The organism is Morganella morganii H1r (assembly GCF_000633515.1).
Classification (GTDB): Bacteria; Pseudomonadota; Gammaproteobacteria; order Enterobacterales; family Enterobacteriaceae; genus Morganella; species Morganella morganii_B.
This window is the reverse complement of sequence record NZ_AYMP01000027.1, coordinates 1-14,887: the sequence shown is the minus strand read 5'-3', so window position 1 is coordinate 14,887 and position 14,887 is coordinate 1. Positions and strand designations below refer to the sequence as shown.

The window sequence follows — 14,887 nt, the reverse complement described above, 5'->3', positions numbered from 1 at the left end:
AACACCTCACAGGAAGTGAGCGAATAACTGTATCTCAATAAGGACATTATGAATTATGGAAAATGCAAATCCACGCAAATCGTTTAACCGGTTTGTGTCAAATCATCTGATGGCAACAGCTCATCAGGCGCTGAGAAGCACCACACAGACAGTGGTTGCAAAACTGCTCGGTGTACACGATTCAACAGTCTTACGCAGAACAGAAAAGTTACCGGAGATATGCGAGACATTGGCCGCAGCCGGTATCACAGATTTTGTTTTGCCAGGCGAGAAGAAAATCAGCGAGGAAGAGTACCGGTTTCTGTGGAAGCAGATCGGCGAACTCTCTCTGATGAGAACAAAAGAAAACGCCCCGGCTGTTGGAGCAGCAGAGGCGCATTAATCAATAACTTTTCGAGGTTAATTATGACACAGATTGAGAAGTGGCTTCAAGAGACACCTACAACTGGAATTATGGAATTCCCTGAAGAGTATTCACCTCAGGGGTGGGTTTATATTTTAAGCAATGAGGCCATGCCAAATATATTTAAAGTCGGACTTACCACAACACACCCAAAGAAAAGAGCCAGGGAATTATCATCTTCAACTGGAGTCCCGGAAAAATTTGAAATTGTTAAGGCATTTATATCAGAAAACCCGTCGAGTGATGAGGCTGCAATTCATAAAGAATTGGCTAGATACAGAGTGAATGAAGGGCGAGAATTTTTTAAATGCCCTTTAAATAAAATTATATCTGTGTGTGAGCGCATCATACCTGATGGAAGCGCAGTAAATGTAAATGACCTCACTGACAAATATAACCTAATTTCATTTGAGTCATTCGATAGATTTTCGGACGGCGAAATAATGGAAATATGTGGAATAACTTATTTTGGCGGCGAAAGGGAATGTTTAACAAGGCTTGCATTGTTTGGGGCTGAGTTTGTTCGTCACCTAACAAAGAATAGAGGTGCCGTTGTATTCAATAACAGCACATTCACCGTTTTATTACCGGAGGGAACCGATGAAATCTAATCTAAAGAGGGTTGATTTTGTAAACAAGACCCTTATCCCTGATAAACCGGAGGTCGTCGTGGCTGATCTTTCGAATGGCTACACAAAAACGGCAAACGAGATTCAAAAGTTAAAGCCAAGATTGCGTATGTCTGGACGGGAATGGCAGTGCTTTGAAGCAATCATCTGGCTGACATACGGCTGGAACAAAAAGCAAGACCGCGTAACAAACACTGTTATAGCCGATCTTACGGGTCTTAATGATACCCACGTTTCCAACGCAATTAAGTCGTTAGCGGAAAGGAAAATCATATTCAGTCGCAAGCAAGGCGTGATGAAAATCGTGGGGGTGAATACAGATTTATCGGCGTGGGTTTTAGATAAACCGAAAGCGGTAACGGCCTTACCGAAATCAGTAAAAACATTACCGGAAACGGTAAAAGTGTTACCGAAAACGGTAGCCACCCAATACAAGAACAAGAACAGTATTAAAAACCCTACGTCTGAGAATTCTGTCGAATCCTCAGCCCCGCCGAAAATAAAATCTGTTCCTGTCAGACCTGATGCTGCAGTCAGTTCACCCAAAGGTAACCAGTGGGGAACTGCTGACGACCTGAAAGCGGCGCAGTGGATTTACGGCAAAGTCCAAATCATTTGCCCGACAGCACAGGAACCAACCTGGCACAGCTGGGCGAATGATATCCGCCTGATGAGACAGGTAGATGGCAGAACGCACGAAGAAATCTGCCGGTTATTCCAGTGGGCGAACAAAGACCCGTTCTGGTGCTCGAATGTCCTGTGCCCTGCAAAGCTTCGTGAGAAGTGGCCGACATTGGTGATCCAGAGTCAGCAGCCGGGGAGAGCGCAGCAGAAACCATCCGGAAGACCACGTCTTGATTTTAACAACACCGATTGGGCGGAGGGGCTGAACGTATGAAATCACTCACCACAGCCATTCAGCAGCGTGATGCTGGTGCATTGCGGTCAATGGCAGGGGCTGCACCAAAACCGCAACAGAAAGTTCCACAGGAAGCAATTCAGGTATTCAACGAGCTGTTCCGGCAGTTGAAAGCAACATTCCCGGCCGCAATGGCAAATTTCCAGACACAGGATGACCTGAACGAATTTCGTCGTCAGTGGGTTCTGGCCTTTGCCGAAAACGGAATCCGGACGGTAGAGCAGATTAACGCCGGTATGCGGATTGCCAGGCAGCAGGAGAAGCCGTTTCTCCCGTCACCGGGGCAGTTTGTTCAGTGGTGTAAACAGGCTGACTGCGTGGCCGTTGGATTGCCGGACGCGGACGGGCTTTATAACATGATCATGAAGTTCAGTGCTGACCGCAGCATGTTCCGGACGGCAGAGGATTATCCGTGGCAAAGCAACGCCTGTTACTGGATGGTCACGAAGTTGCAGGCACTGAGTCGCGCGTCTGGGCTTACAGAGTCAGAGCTGAAAAAGCGCTGCGCCCAGGAGCTGGCGGTGATGGCATCCAGAATCAGATCCGGTGAAGAAATTCCGGCGCCGCGTGTGCAAATCCCTAAGCTGCATATTCCGGTACCGAAGGAAAAAGCGCTGGCGCATATTGCAGAATTAAAGGCCAAGTTCGGATTCCGGACGCGGACGGCATAACCCAAGACAGAAGGACTTTTGATTATGGAACCAACGGATTTTGAAAGGTGGTGTGCGGGTGAGATGGGTTATGGATATTCACCTGAATACATTGCGAAACAGAGCAGAACAAATTCACTCGGTGAAAAAGTATACATTCGCAATGAAATTAGCATCAGATATGACGCCTACATGGCCGGAGTTCGCAGCATGCTGCCGTATATGACACCGCCAAAAGGAGATGAAGATGAAGGGTAAGGGAACGGACTTTAAAGCGCTGATGTGGGTGTATGCAACAGAAAGGATGGTGCAGCGTAAGCGTTACATCAAATCCGGTGGCGGCAGAGTGGACTATAACCGCAAATTGCATAAGCCGTACCGGTGCGAGCATGTACTCGACAAGCTGCTCAAAATAGATATGAAAAGATTTTGCAGCGTCATAAAGCAAGGAGCCGAAAATGAAATGGATTAAGACGAGCGAGCAACTTCCTGAAGCTAAAGAGCGTAATTATCAGGTGATCGCATTGTGCAGGAAAAAATATGTCGGCGGGAATTACGACGGTGAGCCGAAGAAAACAATCGTTCAGGATTGGGTTATCCGCCAGTGGCCTAATAACTTTCTGTACTGGTCAGTCATCCCAGCACTGCCACAACCACCGGAGGAGTGATGAAAGCGAAACCAATGTTTGTCAACGGCTATCCATCCACAGACGGTGATTTTAATCCGGTGCGTGTAACCGAAACACAGGCGAGGAAAAAAGCAGCGCAGATGCAATCAGCAATGCGTAAAAAGTCATGGGGTAAGTCGGCTGTGGGAATTGTCTTTGATGCCGGCAGTCACTTCAATGTATCAGTCGGATTTCCTGAGCATAACAAGGTGGTTTGAAATGACAGAGAAAACACAGAAGCTTAAGCCATGCCCTTTTTGCGGGAGTTCGCACGTAGAAGCATTTTGCCAATACGAAGAAGATTGTCCTGACCGGTCAGCAATAGTCCGTTGCCATAGTTGCGATGCCCAATCCGCGCAAATGATTGGCCGCGGTAAAATCGATATGGCAATCGCCGCCTGGAACCGCAGAGCACCACAATGTGAGAAGGAGTAGGGGATGGATGAAATAATTGTAGGTTTTTACTACCTGGCACACCCGCAGTTACCACGGACATTTTCTCTGAATATTTATATTGCAACCGAGCATTGCAAAGTGATTTATCCCTGCAAGCCAACAAAAAAACAAGTCAGGGAGGCCAAGAAAAAATATATACCGTGGCTGAAATCCATTCTCAAAAGGAACAGAAGAACAGGAGGCTAAATGGAAGCAGAATTTCTCTTCCACGAATCAACCAAAGATGCAGCCTGGCAACACCTCAAAGAAGCACTCGCAACAAACAAACCCCACCGAGTAATCATCAAGCCCTGGAAATCTACCCGCTCACTGCCACAAAACCGCCTCTTTCATCAGTGGTGCGGAGAGATAAGCAAGTATCTGTGTGACAACGGCTCTAAATTCACGCCTGAGACAGTCAAGGAAATGCTTAAGCATACATTCCTGGGCTACGAGGTCACTGAAATGATAGACGCCACCACGCAGCATACAGAGCGCGTGAGGACTATGAGAAAAACATCAAAGTTAGACATCGGGGAAATGTTCCACTTCATGGGGCAGGTTGAGCGCTGGGCCACAGGCATCGGTTGTTTTGTGACGATACCCGAGAATTCGGAATATATGAAACTCAAAAGGGAGCAGGACGCATGAAGAAATCAAATTTACTTATGGCTCTGGCTGTTGGCTTGTCGGCGAATGGCCTTGCCTGGGCGCTGCGTGATAGCGCAAGAGCTTATCACTATCCGCTGTCACGTAACCGCATTTCCGGTCACCGGAAACTGAACCGGCAGGCGCAGAAGCGGAGGAGAGCGAAATGACAGAAAAAATGTACCTGAAACTTAATTTAATCATCAGTGCTTTTCGTGACCGCGAAACTCTCACAGCTGCCGATGTCGCAACAGCCATGGGATGGACTAATAACACCGCTAACACAAAGATGCGCATCCTTGAGGAGATAGGAGCGGCAATTCAGGTCAGCCCTGAAAATAAGCGCCCCATTCTGTATGCGGTTACATCCGGCGCGGACGCCTGCCTTGATTCATATTATGCGATGGCGGGTAATCGGTTCCTCAAAGGCTTTGACGCGAAGCTGCGGGAGGCTCGCCGTGGAATGCCAACTGTGCAGTAAAGAACTGGCCGACGATGAAACATGGTTGTGCGACCAGTGCGCCGGTGAATGTCCGCATCTGGAAGTAGTCGGGAAGATAAAGGGAGGTGGTGATGGCAAAGGCAAAACAGCCAAAGCCGAAGAAATGTAAAGTCTGCGACAAAGAATTCCTTCCCTATCTATCCACTAAAAAAGTTTGTTCCATCCCGTGTGCCATCAAGTTTGCAGCCAGTGAAGTACAGCGAAAGGCTGAAAAAGAACGCAGGCGGCAGGACTCCATTGAGCGCAAAGAATTACGCGAACGGAAAGACAAACTCAAATCCAACAGCGATTTAGCAAAAGAAGCTCAGGCAGCATTTAACAGATATATCAGGGCGCGTGACCGTGGAAAGCCTTGTATCAGCTGTGGATGCGATTTGGTTGATGCTTCCGGATATCTGACGGGAAGTGCTACAGACGCAAGTCATTACAGGTCAAGGGGTGCGGCAAAACATCTCAGGTTCAATGTTTTTAATGTCCACTCATCGTGTACCAGGTGTAACCGGCAGTTGAGCGGGAACGCAGTTGAGTACCGAATCAGGCTGATAAAGAGGATCGGCATCGAAAGGGTTGAGGCTATCGAGTCAGATAACTCACCACGGCGATTCAGTAATGAATATCTCAGGCGGGTTAAGCGGATATTTTCAAGGCGAGCCCGGTGGTGTGAACGCAGGCGGAAACTGATGGAGGCGGCGTAATGTTCACAGACATAGCGGCAGCAATCGAAGAAGCCAGGTGGCTCAGGCGTGAAACAAAGCATCACCACGTAGTCACACAGAAAAGAGACGGATATCTCAATGTTCGACAGGAAGTCAGCGAAAGCAGGGAGTTGCTACTGAGGAAGGTGTTTAGCACCCGGTACGACTGCCACAAACACACTGTTTTGCCGGAGGTAAGATGAGACTCGCAGATTTACCAAAATACTTTTCACCGAAGAGTCCTATGTTCAGTGACTCTCCAGCCGCAACAGCTACTGATTCACTTTCAATTACCGATGTCATGGCCTCGCTTGGTTTGGCAACCGCAAAAGCGAGAATGGGTATTGAATTGTTTTTGGCGAAACACGGAATCAATCAGCCGGACGAAGCGGTGGAGAGTCTCTATCAATATGCATTAACTCAGGCGCATAAATACAGCGTTATCCAAAAGCTTGATGAGGATGTTAGAGCATCAGTTCTGCAAATACTCGCAAATTATGCATTTCAGGATTACGCCAGAAGCGCGGCCAGCAAAAAGCCATGCCCTGATTGTGATGGCGGATTCATTGAAGCGGAGGTGTTCACCACGAAGTATGCCACCAAGGCCAGCCATTTCGCGTCATTGTCACCACTGATACCAAAGCGGTTTGTCGGTTCAGCGCGGGAGGTGAGAGAGGTGGTGAAAGTGAGTTGCCCGACCTGCAAAGGAAAGGCGGTTATCAGCCATTCGTGCCGGTGCAATGGGCGCTGCGAGGTGCTGGATAAGGTCGAAAGTGAAAAACAAGGTGTGCCGGTATACAAGACGTGCCCTAAGTGTTCAGGGCGCGGGTATTCCAGATTGAAATTTACCGATGTGCTTGAGCAGCTAAATACCGTTGTGGTGATACCGAAAACGTCCGGCTACGACAATATTAAGCCAGTATTCGAACACCTGGTTGAAGAATGCTTTAAAGAGGAGGCTCATGCTGAAAATATTCTTCAATTCGTAACAAAAAGAGAGTCAATTTCTATAAAATAGCAAATACATAGAAATAACCAATTGACATTTTCGGAATAATAGACCATCATCATTCCAATGCTAGGAGATTTGCAATTCATTCTCCGCAAAATAAAGATATAGCCTCACTTCGGTGGGGCTTTTTTCATTTCTGCAACTTGTAACGATAGCTTACAGGTTCAACTCTCCGGAAATTCCGGTTAACTCAATCTCTGAGCACAAAAAAAAGCCGGTCATAATTTAAATTAGACCGGCAAAAAATATTGTGAATATCAAGCATATGACATGCTAAGCAATGTCAATTACAAATATAAAGAGTAATTTGACTTATGTAAAGCATTTAATATTCATTAATATATTCCAGAGGTCGCCCTGTGCGGCCTTTTTTCATATACGCCGCCACAGAATCCTGAACAAACAAACGTAATCAGCGCAGAGATACTGTGCGCGGCACACTATTAACTAAATTCCTCCACTGTAGGGGGTGAGTATGAAACATATGAACAAAACCCCTGAATTTTGGGAGCAGGTACTCAGTTACTTTTCTCAATATAAAGACCAAGGCGCATTCGCTGTTCTCGCCGGGTCGGTGGCTATCTTCCGTGGCCGCTACAACGGCGGCGGATGGAAGAAGACCCTTTTTGATGGGCTGATGTGTGCAATCTTCGCGTGGTTCGTGAAGGACTTATTGACGCTGCTCGGTCTTAATCCTGACCTGGCATACCTGACCAGTGTGTTTATCGGCTATATCGGCGTGGATACGCTGAGCAAAATAATCAAAGGCAAGGCGGGGGTGAGCAATGACTGAACCAAAATGGATTACTGAAGCCCGGAAAGAGATCGGCGTATCAGAACACACAGCAGCAGGTTCCGCAGCAGTAGATCAGATGTGGGTTGACAGCAAAATGCGCGGGCTGGTTGGCACTGCTCGTAAAGTTCCGTGGTGCGCCGGGTTCGTTAATGCGTGCCTGGAACGTGCCGGTATTCGTTCGACCCGCTCTGATTCCTCCCTCTCCTATCTGGCGTTCGGTGACATGTTGAAAGAGCCTGCATACGGTTGTGTTGTCACATTCTCCCGTAATGGCGGTGGTCATGTTGGCTTTGTTGTCGGCAAGACGGAATCAGGTCAGTTGATGGTGCTGGGCGGTAATCAGTCTGACGCGGTAAATATCAAAGCATTCGGCACAGACCGTGTTACCGGTTATCGCTGGCCGTCAGGTGTACCGCTGGACAATCGTCCGCTGCCGGTTGGCAATGCTGCGCTGTCAGTGAAAGAGTCATGATATGGACACCATGACAAAGGCGCTGACTGGTGTCTGCGGTGTGCTGCTGCTCGGCTTGCTGCTGATGCTGCACCTGTACGGCGGGCTGAAAGATAATTATCAGCTGCTATCCACACAGTTCAGTGAGCAGGTCGCCATCAACAAAGACTACAAATCCCGCATCCAGTCACTTCACGAACTCGACACCATGTACACGCAGGAGTTAACCAATGCAAAAACTGAAATTGATGGCCTGCGTGATGCTGTTAAGTCTGGCGCTAAGCGCGTGTACGTCCGCGCCGAGTGTCCAAAGGCCGGAACCGATACCGCCGAAATCGGACGCAATGAAAGCACCCCACGACTTAGTGAAGCAACTGAGCGAGATTATTGGCGTCTCAGAGAAATGATGGCTGAGAACCTAAATCAGACCCTGTATTTACAGGACTACATCAGAACGGAGTGCCTGAGATGATTTATATCGCAATTCTGGCTGCTTTCGTTGTTGGCTTCTTCGTTGGGTCATTCACGATGAGAGCATACATAGCCGAAACAAAAAGATTTGAGCGATTGATTGATGAAATCGTAGAACGAAACGGCAACTGGCCTCGCTAAATAGCGGGGCTTTTTATTGGAGAAATACTATGGCAGAAAAAGATAAACACGCTGGTTTCGCAGCGGATAAGCACTGCGCCAATCACGCTGGCGAGCACTGGTGGTATAAAAAGATTGAAGGCGGATTTACTGAGTGCTGTGAATACGACAATGAGTGTGAAAAGCACAAAGCTATCCGCGACAAAGAATAACCCCGACAAGGTTAGAAAATTTGTTAAGCCAGCAAAGAGGTGATCCAAGCTATCTTGACATGCCGGAACAGACGGAAGTAACCAAAGTAACGTAGTGATGCGTGATGATGGTTGCGAATTTATGTAAGCCAAAGAATCAGCATCAAATCAATACGACTCACCAAAGGGAATGACTCCCCATCACGTGAGCAAAGCGCATTTCACCCAGTGCTTTAGCACGCACATTAAAACCACCAAGAGCCTTACAGAAAGTGATCCTGAGAACTGCCGCTATGGCTGGCGAGCTCTCTTGGGGCGGCTTTTCTGTGCTAACAGGTTCACTTTCTATAAGAGGTACGCATGAAAGAATTATCAGTTTTTGATACACCGGTTCGCGTTGGCGATGATGGATATATTTCCATCACAGATATTTGGAAAGCTGCCAAGGCAGCAGGTATGAAAGTAGACAACCTGCGTCCCGTTGATTTTCTCAGAAGCCCAGTAACGAAGGCATTTATCAATGAGTTAGTAAAAGGTGGAAATTCTACACCTTTTATTATTTCCAAAGGGCGCAATGGTGGAACGTTCGCAACCAAGTTCCTGGCATATGAATATGCTGGCTACATAGACCCCGCATTCAAAGTTGGGGTATATACGGTGCTGGATAGATATTTCTCAGGCGAGCTTATTTCCGTGGCCAGTTTCATGGCTGAAGCGAATATGGCTGCATATGTTTACAACCAAGAGGCGGCGGTAGTTAGTGACTGTGGGCGCACAATGAATTATTGGGGTAGAGGCGGGCGGAAGTCTCACTTGCTTCATAAGAAACAAGAGGCGGAGAGCCGGCTTCAAATAGCACTGAAATATGAATAGACCGCTCAGCGGTCTTTTTTATGCCTGATGCTCAGATGTGAGCAACGAACCAGTTAATTATTCTGATTGAGGCTGAAATGACAACTATCGCATGGGATGGAAAGACGCTGGCATCAGATAGCCAGGCTCAGGCATCCGATATTATCTGCTCTACATCGGAAGTGAAGATATACCAGCCTCAACCCGGCGAGCATTGGAGCATCTACGGTGAAACGGTATTAGCTATCGGGTGCGCCGGAGACTGTGGTATCGAAAGAGAACTGCAGAAACTGATGTCAGAAAACCTGACTTACGCATCACAGTTCATCCCGTCGACCTCATTCACTGCCATCGCGGTTATCAGCAAAAACCTCGCATACATTATTGGTAAAAGTCAGGGTGAAGACAGGGCGGGGATATCGACACAGACAGAACCCTATGCAATCGGAAGCGGCAGCGTTATCGCCAGCACGGCTATGCACTGTGGTAAAAATGCGGTTGAGGCTGTCCGTATTGCTATTGATATGGATCCTAACAGCGGCGGGCATATTCAGGCGTTTACGGTTTAAGGGGTTGTCCCTGCGTCCTGCCGAACAACAAACCAAACACTACCGAGCCGCCGATCTCCTCTGCCACATTAGCCACGACCTGTGCCACTCCTCACGGTGAGCGTGAGGACATCCAGAATAATCGGTAACACCGGGCTTACGACCCCATAAGGCGGCGACACCTGCCGTGGTGGAAGAAATGGTGAACATCAATCAACGGAGGTGGACATGACTGAAAAATACGAAGTCACAGCAACCAAAAAGGACGGCACGACATATCACGGATTGATGACGACGAAAGAGCCGCGCATTACTAACGGACTGATTGGTATTGCCGGTTTGGACGGCTCATGGACATATATCGCACCGGATGAAATCAGCGACATCAGATACATTCCGATAGTTGAGGAAAAGAGTAAGGAATAATTATGGCACTCAACGATAAACAGGAAATGTTTTGTCGTGAGTACCTCGTAGATTTGAACGCTACACAGGCGGCTATTCGTGCGGGGTACAGTGATAAAACTGCACGCTCGCAGGCTAATCGCATGTTGACAAATGTTGACATCGAAAAGCGCATTCAGGAGTTAATGAGCAGCCGCAGTGAACAGCTTAAGGTTGACGCTGAATATGTGCTGAGGCGCCTGGTTGAAATAGACCAGATGGATGTTCTCGACATTATGACCGATGACATGAGCATAAGGCCGGTATCAGACTGGCCAGCATCATGGCGGCGATATCTGAGTGGCTTCGACCTTGCGGATATGTTTGAAGGGCGTGGCGAAGATCGGGAAATGGTCGGGATACTGAAAAAAATCAAATGGCCTGACAAGGTGAAGAACCTTGAATTGCTCGGTAAGCATATATCTGTTCAGGCATTCCGTGAGCAGGTTAAAAACGAGCATGATGTTGTCGGCACTCTCTCTGATTTGATGGACGAACTATCGGGCAAATAATATGAAGCCAGAGCATTTAGCGTTACTGCGTAATAAGCAATGGCGTCTGAATAATCTGTACTGGATCACCGATAAAGAAGGTCGCCCGGTTCGCTTTAAAATGACGCCTGAGCAAACGGAATATTTCGAAGGCATCCACAACCGCAATATCATCCTGAAAGCCCGTCAGCTTGGATTCACGACAGAGGTCTGCATCATCCAGCTTGACGCGGCAATATTTGAGTCAGCCAAGTGCGCACTGATAGCTCACACCCTGCCGGATGCAAAGCGCCTGTTCCGGGAGAAGATAAAATACGCCTACGAGCGACTTCCTGACGAAATCAAAGCGGCCAATCCTGCGAGTAATGACTCTGCCGGTGAGCTGGTATTCAGCAAAGGCGGTTCGGTGACTGTGTCCGTGTCGTTTCGTGGCGGCACGCTGCGTTATCTGCATGTATCAGAGTTCGGGAAGATATGCGCCAAGCAGCCGGAGAAAGCCCGCGAGATTGTTACAGGGGCGTTTGAGGCGGTTTCAACGGAATGCTTCACGACGATTGAAAGCACGGCAGAGGGGCGGGCCGGTTACTTCTTTGATTACTGCCAGCTTGCCGAAAAGGCCCTGATGCAGGGCAAAACATTATCTCCGCTGGACTGGAAGTTTTTCTTTTTCTCTTGGTGGAAGAATCCGCAGTACGCAATTGATCCGGTAGAGCAATTACCGCAGCGCCTGACTGATTATTTTGATGAGCTGTCAGGTAAGCACGGTATCGCTCTCAACGACCGGCAAAAAGCCTGGTATTACGCCAAAGAGAAAACACTCGGCGACGATATGAAGCGGGAATACCCGTCGATACCGTCAGAGGCATTCCAGCAGTCGGTCGACGGCGCGTACTACGCCAAGCAATTCCGCTGGCTGTACGAAAACAAACGCATTGGTGAAATTCCTGATAACTCACACCTGCCGGTACACACGTACTGGGATATCGGTGTTAGTGATTCAACGTCAATCTGGTTTGTTCGTGAAGTTGGCGAGGAGTTTCATATTATCGACCACTACTCAAACAGCGGTGAGGGCTTGCGTCATTACATGAAGGTGCTGAGAGACAGAGGTTACGACTACGCCAGCCACAATGCGCCGCACGATATTGATAATCGCGAGTTTGGCTCTGACGCCAAATCCCGAAAAGACCTCGCGCGGGAAGGGTACGAAATCGACGGGCAGGTATATTCCATCCGGTTTGAGGTCGTGCCGAGATCATCAGTTGATGAGGGCATTGAGGCAGTGCGTGAAATCCTGCCGCTCTGCGTATTCGATGAAAATAAATGCGGTGAGGGCATAACGCACCTTGAGGCTTACCGAAAAGAGTGGGACGACAAGCGCGGTTGCTGGAAAGATAAGCCGCTGCACGACTACACATCACACGATGCTGACGGGTTCCGTTATTTCGCGGTGAGTCGCCGCAATAAGAAATCACATCTCGGGATGCTGGTTCGCAAACGCTAATGAGGGCAAAAATGGAAGTAAATCAGCATAAGCTGTCATTAGCGGTCAATAACGCTATCAGCGCAGTGGCAAGAGCCAGAGCGAATTACGCATCCGGCGGTATCGGCACAGGGAACACTAAACGCCCGCGCATCTGGCGTGAGTTTGGCTATCCGGAAGTGCTCACATTTGATGATTTTTACAAAGCCTATGACCGCAACGCACTTGGCGGGGCAGCGGTAGACCGGTATATCGCCGGGTGCTGGATTGATGTCCCTGAAATCTTCGAAGGTGATGAAGAGGCAGATCAGGACGGTTCTACTGAGTGGGATAACAAACTGAACAAGTTGCTTAAATCACACTGGGAGCAGATTAAAGAAGCCGATAAGCGCAATCTCATAGGTCGCTATTCCGGGCTGATTATCCAGTTGCGTGACGGTCGTAAGTGGGATGAACCGGTTGATACAGCCGTCATATCCCGACTTAAAGACAAAGCGATTATCAGGCTTATCCCTGCGTGGGAAGCGCAGCTTGATGTGAAACGGTGGAATGAAGCCCAGTTTAGTGAAGATTACGGCTACCCATCACTGTACTCATTTACTGAACTTCCGGTCGGTCAGGAATCGGACGGTTCTCCTGGGCGGATTATCGATATTCACCCTGACCGCGTGATTATTCTGGCTGAGGGAGCAGCTGACGGTAAGTTAACATCCGGCAATCCGCTACTGCGAAAAGGCTATAACAAATTGCTTGATGCTGAAAAAGTATCAGGCGGCAGTGCCGAGGGCTTTCTGAAGAATGCCAGTCGCCAGTTGAATTACTCATTCGGCAAAGAAACCGATTTTAGTAAGTTAGCCGAAGCGCTGGGAACCAATATGGAAGGGCTGGCCGATGCGCTTGATGAGCAGGTTCGCCGCCTGAACGAGAGCATTGATGCGTCAGTGATGATGCAGGAAGGCACTGCAAATGTACTTTCTGTTGCTCCGGCAGACCCTGAACCAACATGGCGAACCGCGCTGGCTGAGTTTGCGGCTTCAATCAATATGCCGGTTAAGGTGCTTATCGGCCAGATTACCGGTGAACGGGCATCAACAGAGGATATGAAAGACTGGGCGAGAACGTGCATGTCACGGCGTACCGGCTTTCTGAAATCAGTCATTGAGTCCTTTGTTTCCCGGCTCTGGACGCTTGGTGTTATCGAGCAGAAAGAGGAGATCACCGTCAGTTGGTCTGATTTACTGGCACCTAGCAAGGCTGAGAAAATCGACACAATGGGTAAGGCGGCAGATATCGCCGTTAAATCGCAGCAGGCATTCGGGTATTCAATATTGCAGGAAAATGAAATCCGCGCGCTGGGTGAGTACCCGACACTGACTGAGTTTGAGAATACCGAGCCACCGGAAACCGGCGAAAAAGGAGATCCGTTAGCTGATGATAAAGAACCAGAGAACAGGGTCGCCGATAATCCCGCGAAATAAAGCCGATCCGACGCAGTCAGGAAAGCCGGTCAGAAAGATGTACCGCGATATCGAAAACCGGTATTACGGGCTGAAAACGGCACTAAGGCAACTATTTGACTTGTCATTCACCGGTAGAGAACGAAATCAGAACTCACTCTACAGTTATATCCTCGCCAAAAACGCACAGAACGAACCAGATTCGCTTATCAGGGTTAACGCCGGGGTTTATTCGTATGATCTCGCAGAGCGTCCTGACGGGTACGCGCGTTTCCTTGAGCGGCTGCAATCTATTCTGGATGAATATCTGCTCGACGGCGGGAATGAAAACCTGTGGGCGTTTAGTCATGTCGTTGCTGAGTATGAGCGCGGCACGCTGAATGCGCATACCAATCTATCACTACAGTCTGAAGTGTACGCATCACAAACCACGCTCACTTACCTGATGTCACAGCCTGCGTATCAGAACCAGATAGCCGCTGCGTTTATATCAACGTTCAGCGACTGGAAAGGTATTTCTGATGCTGCCCGCGCTGATCTGTCGAACATCATTGGCTCAGCGATAGCCAGAGGGATTAACCCGCGCGAGACAGCCAGAATCGTCAGTCAGCGACTGGATGTCTCGATGAGTAGTGCGAAGCGCATCGCTCAGACGGAGCAGGTTGGCGCACTGCGGCGGGCGAGCTGGAATGAAACCACATGGGCGAGTGAGCGATTAGGGCTGCGCACAGGTCTGCTGTGGCTGTCTGCACTGAAGCCGACAACACGCAGTTGGCATGCGGCAAGACACGGCAAAGTGTTCACTGTCGAAGAAGTCGAGGCGTTCTATGCTGACGGCGGCAACCGGTTCAACTGCTACTGCGCGACACAGCCTGTGCTGCTGAATGATGACGGGACGATTTACAACAAAGGGATCACCGATCGCCTGGCTGAAGAGCGCAAGGCCTGGACGACAGAAGAAGATTCATAACACCAAGAGGCCACAACATGAAGTTTTCCGGAATTCATGTTAAATCGCTGGC

General features: G+C 48.8%; 28 protein-coding genes. All 28 read left to right on the top strand.

Features of this window, described 5'->3' with window-relative positions:
• The first annotated feature begins 55 nt into the window (after positions 1-55).
• The 28 genes from U868_RS0116445 to U868_RS0116310 all read left to right on the top strand — a co-directional run bounded on the left by U868_RS0116445 (position 56) and on the right by U868_RS0116310 (position 14,835).
• The gene (locus U868_RS0116445) at positions 56-382 is read left to right on the top strand and encodes a hypothetical protein (protein ID WP_025154244.1); all 327 of its coding nucleotides are present in this window, start codon (positions 56-58) and stop codon (positions 380-382) included.
• 23 nt (positions 383-405) lie between these two features.
• Positions 406-1,014 carry a GIY-YIG nuclease family protein gene (locus U868_RS24150; RefSeq protein ID WP_025154243.1) on the top strand — a complete coding sequence of 203 codons (609 nt, stop codon included), beginning with the start codon at positions 406-408 and terminating at the stop codon, positions 1,012-1,014.
• Complete coding sequence (locus tag U868_RS0116435) at positions 1,004-1,930, top strand: replication protein (RefSeq protein ID WP_025154242.1); 927 nt, start codon at positions 1,004-1,006, stop codon at positions 1,928-1,930. Before U868_RS24150 ends, U868_RS0116435 begins: the two co-directional genes overlap by 11 nt.
• Entirely contained in the window at positions 1,927-2,622 is a 696-nt protein-coding gene (locus U868_RS0116430; RefSeq protein ID WP_025154241.1) for a replication protein P, read from the top strand. Before U868_RS0116435 ends, U868_RS0116430 begins: the two co-directional genes overlap by 4 nt.
• Positions 2,623-2,646: 24 nt before the next feature.
• Positions 2,647-2,859 carry a hypothetical protein gene (locus U868_RS0116425; protein WP_025154240.1) on the top strand — a complete coding sequence of 71 codons (213 nt, stop codon included), beginning with the start codon at positions 2,647-2,649 and terminating at the stop codon, positions 2,857-2,859.
• Positions 2,849-3,073, top strand: a complete 225-nt coding sequence (locus U868_RS0116420; protein WP_025154239.1) for a hypothetical protein — start codon at positions 2,849-2,851, stop codon at positions 3,071-3,073. Before U868_RS0116425 ends, U868_RS0116420 begins: the two co-directional genes overlap by 11 nt.
• Positions 3,060-3,269 carry a hypothetical protein gene (locus tag U868_RS0116415; RefSeq protein ID WP_025154238.1) on the top strand — a complete coding sequence of 70 codons (210 nt, stop codon included), beginning with the start codon at positions 3,060-3,062 and terminating at the stop codon, positions 3,267-3,269. Before U868_RS0116420 ends, U868_RS0116415 begins: the two co-directional genes overlap by 14 nt.
• Positions 3,269-3,487, top strand: a complete 219-nt coding sequence (locus U868_RS25565; RefSeq protein WP_025154237.1) for a hypothetical protein — start codon at positions 3,269-3,271, stop codon at positions 3,485-3,487. The genes U868_RS0116415 and U868_RS25565 overlap by 1 nt, the downstream gene beginning before the upstream one ends.
• Positions 3,429-3,704, top strand: coding sequence for a Lar family restriction alleviation protein (locus U868_RS26355; RefSeq protein WP_115660439.1), 276 nt, complete (start codon positions 3,429-3,431; stop codon positions 3,702-3,704). Before U868_RS25565 ends, U868_RS26355 begins: the two co-directional genes overlap by 59 nt.
• 3 nt (positions 3,705-3,707) lie before the next feature.
• Positions 3,708-3,911: a DUF7279 family protein gene (locus U868_RS0116400; RefSeq protein ID WP_025154235.1), complete on the top strand. Its 204-nt coding sequence runs from the start codon at positions 3,708-3,710 to the stop codon at positions 3,909-3,911.
• The gene (locus U868_RS0116395) at positions 3,912-4,355 is read left to right on the top strand and encodes a recombination protein NinB (RefSeq protein WP_025154234.1); all 444 of its coding nucleotides are present in this window, start codon (positions 3,912-3,914) and stop codon (positions 4,353-4,355) included.
• Positions 4,352-4,522 (top strand): hypothetical protein, encoded by a 171-nt coding sequence (locus U868_RS25560; RefSeq protein WP_162817249.1) that lies wholly within the window; start codon positions 4,352-4,354, stop codon positions 4,520-4,522. Before U868_RS0116395 ends, U868_RS25560 begins: the two co-directional genes overlap by 4 nt.
• Entirely contained in the window at positions 4,519-4,833 is a 315-nt protein-coding gene (locus U868_RS0116385; protein ID WP_025154233.1) for a helix-turn-helix transcriptional regulator, read from the top strand. The genes U868_RS25560 and U868_RS0116385 overlap by 4 nt, the downstream gene beginning before the upstream one ends.
• Positions 4,811-4,963, top strand: coding sequence for a hypothetical protein (locus tag U868_RS25555; protein ID WP_162817248.1), 153 nt, complete (start codon positions 4,811-4,813; stop codon positions 4,961-4,963). Before U868_RS0116385 ends, U868_RS25555 begins: the two co-directional genes overlap by 23 nt.
• Positions 4,926-5,549, top strand: a complete 624-nt coding sequence (locus tag U868_RS0116380; RefSeq protein WP_029991237.1) for a recombination protein NinG — start codon at positions 4,926-4,928, stop codon at positions 5,547-5,549. The genes U868_RS25555 and U868_RS0116380 overlap by 38 nt, the downstream gene beginning before the upstream one ends.
• A gap of 199 nt (positions 5,550-5,748) precedes the next feature.
• A complete protein-coding gene (locus U868_RS0116370) occupies positions 5,749-6,567 on the top strand; it encodes an antitermination protein (RefSeq protein ID WP_025154230.1) in 819 nt (272 codons plus the stop codon).
• A gap of 478 nt (positions 6,568-7,045) precedes the next feature.
• Positions 7,046-7,354, top strand: a complete 309-nt coding sequence (locus U868_RS0116365; protein ID WP_025154229.1) for a phage holin, lambda family — start codon at positions 7,046-7,048, stop codon at positions 7,352-7,354.
• Positions 7,347-7,829 (top strand): TIGR02594 family protein, encoded by a 483-nt coding sequence (locus U868_RS0116360; RefSeq protein WP_025154228.1) that lies wholly within the window; start codon positions 7,347-7,349, stop codon positions 7,827-7,829. Before U868_RS0116365 ends, U868_RS0116360 begins: the two co-directional genes overlap by 8 nt.
• A 1-nt stretch (position 7,830) precedes the next feature.
• Entirely contained in the window at positions 7,831-8,280 is a 450-nt protein-coding gene (locus U868_RS0116355; RefSeq protein WP_025154227.1) for a lysis protein, read from the top strand.
• The gene (locus U868_RS25550) at positions 8,277-8,420 is read left to right on the top strand and encodes a hypothetical protein (protein WP_162817247.1); all 144 of its coding nucleotides are present in this window, start codon (positions 8,277-8,279) and stop codon (positions 8,418-8,420) included. The genes U868_RS0116355 and U868_RS25550 overlap by 4 nt, the downstream gene beginning before the upstream one ends.
• A 29-nt stretch (positions 8,421-8,449) precedes the next feature.
• The gene (locus U868_RS25545; protein ID WP_162817246.1) at positions 8,450-8,611 is read left to right on the top strand and encodes a hypothetical protein; all 162 of its coding nucleotides are present in this window, start codon (positions 8,450-8,452) and stop codon (positions 8,609-8,611) included.
• Positions 8,612-8,950: 339 nt separating this feature from the next.
• Positions 8,951-9,463 carry a KilA-N domain-containing protein gene (locus tag U868_RS0116340; RefSeq protein WP_025154226.1) on the top strand — a complete coding sequence of 171 codons (513 nt, stop codon included), beginning with the start codon at positions 8,951-8,953 and terminating at the stop codon, positions 9,461-9,463.
• Between the two features lie 77 nt (positions 9,464-9,540).
• Positions 9,541-10,011 carry a hypothetical protein gene (locus U868_RS0116335; protein WP_025154225.1) on the top strand — a complete coding sequence of 157 codons (471 nt, stop codon included), beginning with the start codon at positions 9,541-9,543 and terminating at the stop codon, positions 10,009-10,011.
• A gap of 207 nt (positions 10,012-10,218) precedes the next feature.
• Positions 10,219-10,416, top strand: coding sequence for a hypothetical protein (locus tag U868_RS0116330; protein WP_025154224.1), 198 nt, complete (start codon positions 10,219-10,221; stop codon positions 10,414-10,416).
• A 2-nt stretch (positions 10,417-10,418) separates the two neighbouring features.
• Entirely contained in the window at positions 10,419-10,946 is a 528-nt protein-coding gene (locus U868_RS0116325; RefSeq protein WP_025154223.1) for a terminase small subunit, read from the top strand.
• A gap of 1 nt (position 10,947) precedes the next feature.
• On the top strand, positions 10,948-12,429 hold the full coding sequence (locus tag U868_RS0116320) for a hypothetical protein (RefSeq protein WP_025154222.1): 1,482 nt from the start codon (positions 10,948-10,950) through the stop codon (positions 12,427-12,429).
• 11 nt (positions 12,430-12,440) lie between these two features.
• Positions 12,441-13,886, top strand: a complete 1,446-nt coding sequence (locus tag U868_RS0116315; protein ID WP_025154221.1) for an anti-CBASS protein Acb1 family protein — start codon at positions 12,441-12,443, stop codon at positions 13,884-13,886.
• Positions 13,840-14,835 (top strand): phage minor head protein, encoded by a 996-nt coding sequence (locus U868_RS0116310; RefSeq protein WP_036412000.1) that lies wholly within the window; start codon positions 13,840-13,842, stop codon positions 14,833-14,835. The genes U868_RS0116315 and U868_RS0116310 overlap by 47 nt, the downstream gene beginning before the upstream one ends.
• The last annotated feature ends 52 nt before the right edge of the window (positions 14,836-14,887 follow it).

Coding starts and splice junctions, on each gene's coding strand:
- U868_RS0116445 (WP_025154244.1), top strand. CDS start 56: ATGGAAAATGCAAATCCACGCAAATCGTTTAACCGGTTTGTGTCAAAT.
- U868_RS24150 (WP_025154243.1), top strand. CDS start 406: ATGACACAGATTGAGAAGTGGCTTCAAGAGACACCTACAACTGGAATT.
- U868_RS0116435 (WP_025154242.1), top strand. CDS start 1,004: ATGAAATCTAATCTAAAGAGGGTTGATTTTGTAAACAAGACCCTTATC.
- U868_RS0116430 (WP_025154241.1), top strand. CDS start 1,927: ATGAAATCACTCACCACAGCCATTCAGCAGCGTGATGCTGGTGCATTG.
- U868_RS0116425 (WP_025154240.1), top strand. CDS start 2,647: ATGGAACCAACGGATTTTGAAAGGTGGTGTGCGGGTGAGATGGGTTAT.
- U868_RS0116420 (WP_025154239.1), top strand. CDS start 2,849: ATGAAGGGTAAGGGAACGGACTTTAAAGCGCTGATGTGGGTGTATGCA.
- U868_RS0116415 (WP_025154238.1), top strand. CDS start 3,060: ATGAAATGGATTAAGACGAGCGAGCAACTTCCTGAAGCTAAAGAGCGT.
- U868_RS25565 (WP_025154237.1), top strand. CDS start 3,269: ATGAAAGCGAAACCAATGTTTGTCAACGGCTATCCATCCACAGACGGT.
- U868_RS26355 (WP_115660439.1), top strand. CDS start 3,429: ATGCCGGCAGTCACTTCAATGTATCAGTCGGATTTCCTGAGCATAACA.
- U868_RS0116400 (WP_025154235.1), top strand. CDS start 3,708: ATGGATGAAATAATTGTAGGTTTTTACTACCTGGCACACCCGCAGTTA.
- U868_RS0116395 (WP_025154234.1), top strand. CDS start 3,912: ATGGAAGCAGAATTTCTCTTCCACGAATCAACCAAAGATGCAGCCTGG.
- U868_RS25560 (WP_162817249.1), top strand. CDS start 4,352: ATGAAGAAATCAAATTTACTTATGGCTCTGGCTGTTGGCTTGTCGGCG.
- U868_RS0116385 (WP_025154233.1), top strand. CDS start 4,519: ATGACAGAAAAAATGTACCTGAAACTTAATTTAATCATCAGTGCTTTT.
- U868_RS0116380 (WP_029991237.1), top strand. CDS start 4,926: ATGGCAAAGGCAAAACAGCCAAAGCCGAAGAAATGTAAAGTCTGCGAC.
- U868_RS0116370 (WP_025154230.1), top strand. CDS start 5,749: ATGAGACTCGCAGATTTACCAAAATACTTTTCACCGAAGAGTCCTATG.
- U868_RS0116365 (WP_025154229.1), top strand. CDS start 7,046: ATGAACAAAACCCCTGAATTTTGGGAGCAGGTACTCAGTTACTTTTCT.
- U868_RS0116360 (WP_025154228.1), top strand. CDS start 7,347: ATGACTGAACCAAAATGGATTACTGAAGCCCGGAAAGAGATCGGCGTA.
- U868_RS0116355 (WP_025154227.1), top strand. CDS start 7,831: ATGGACACCATGACAAAGGCGCTGACTGGTGTCTGCGGTGTGCTGCTG.
- U868_RS25550 (WP_162817247.1), top strand. CDS start 8,277: ATGATTTATATCGCAATTCTGGCTGCTTTCGTTGTTGGCTTCTTCGTT.
- U868_RS25545 (WP_162817246.1), top strand. CDS start 8,450: ATGGCAGAAAAAGATAAACACGCTGGTTTCGCAGCGGATAAGCACTGC.
- U868_RS0116340 (WP_025154226.1), top strand. CDS start 8,951: ATGAAAGAATTATCAGTTTTTGATACACCGGTTCGCGTTGGCGATGAT.
- U868_RS0116335 (WP_025154225.1), top strand. CDS start 9,541: ATGACAACTATCGCATGGGATGGAAAGACGCTGGCATCAGATAGCCAG.
- U868_RS0116330 (WP_025154224.1), top strand. CDS start 10,219: ATGACTGAAAAATACGAAGTCACAGCAACCAAAAAGGACGGCACGACA.
- U868_RS0116325 (WP_025154223.1), top strand. CDS start 10,419: ATGGCACTCAACGATAAACAGGAAATGTTTTGTCGTGAGTACCTCGTA.
- U868_RS0116320 (WP_025154222.1), top strand. CDS start 10,948: ATGAAGCCAGAGCATTTAGCGTTACTGCGTAATAAGCAATGGCGTCTG.
- U868_RS0116315 (WP_025154221.1), top strand. CDS start 12,441: ATGGAAGTAAATCAGCATAAGCTGTCATTAGCGGTCAATAACGCTATC.
- U868_RS0116310 (WP_036412000.1), top strand. CDS start 13,840: ATGATAAAGAACCAGAGAACAGGGTCGCCGATAATCCCGCGAAATAAA.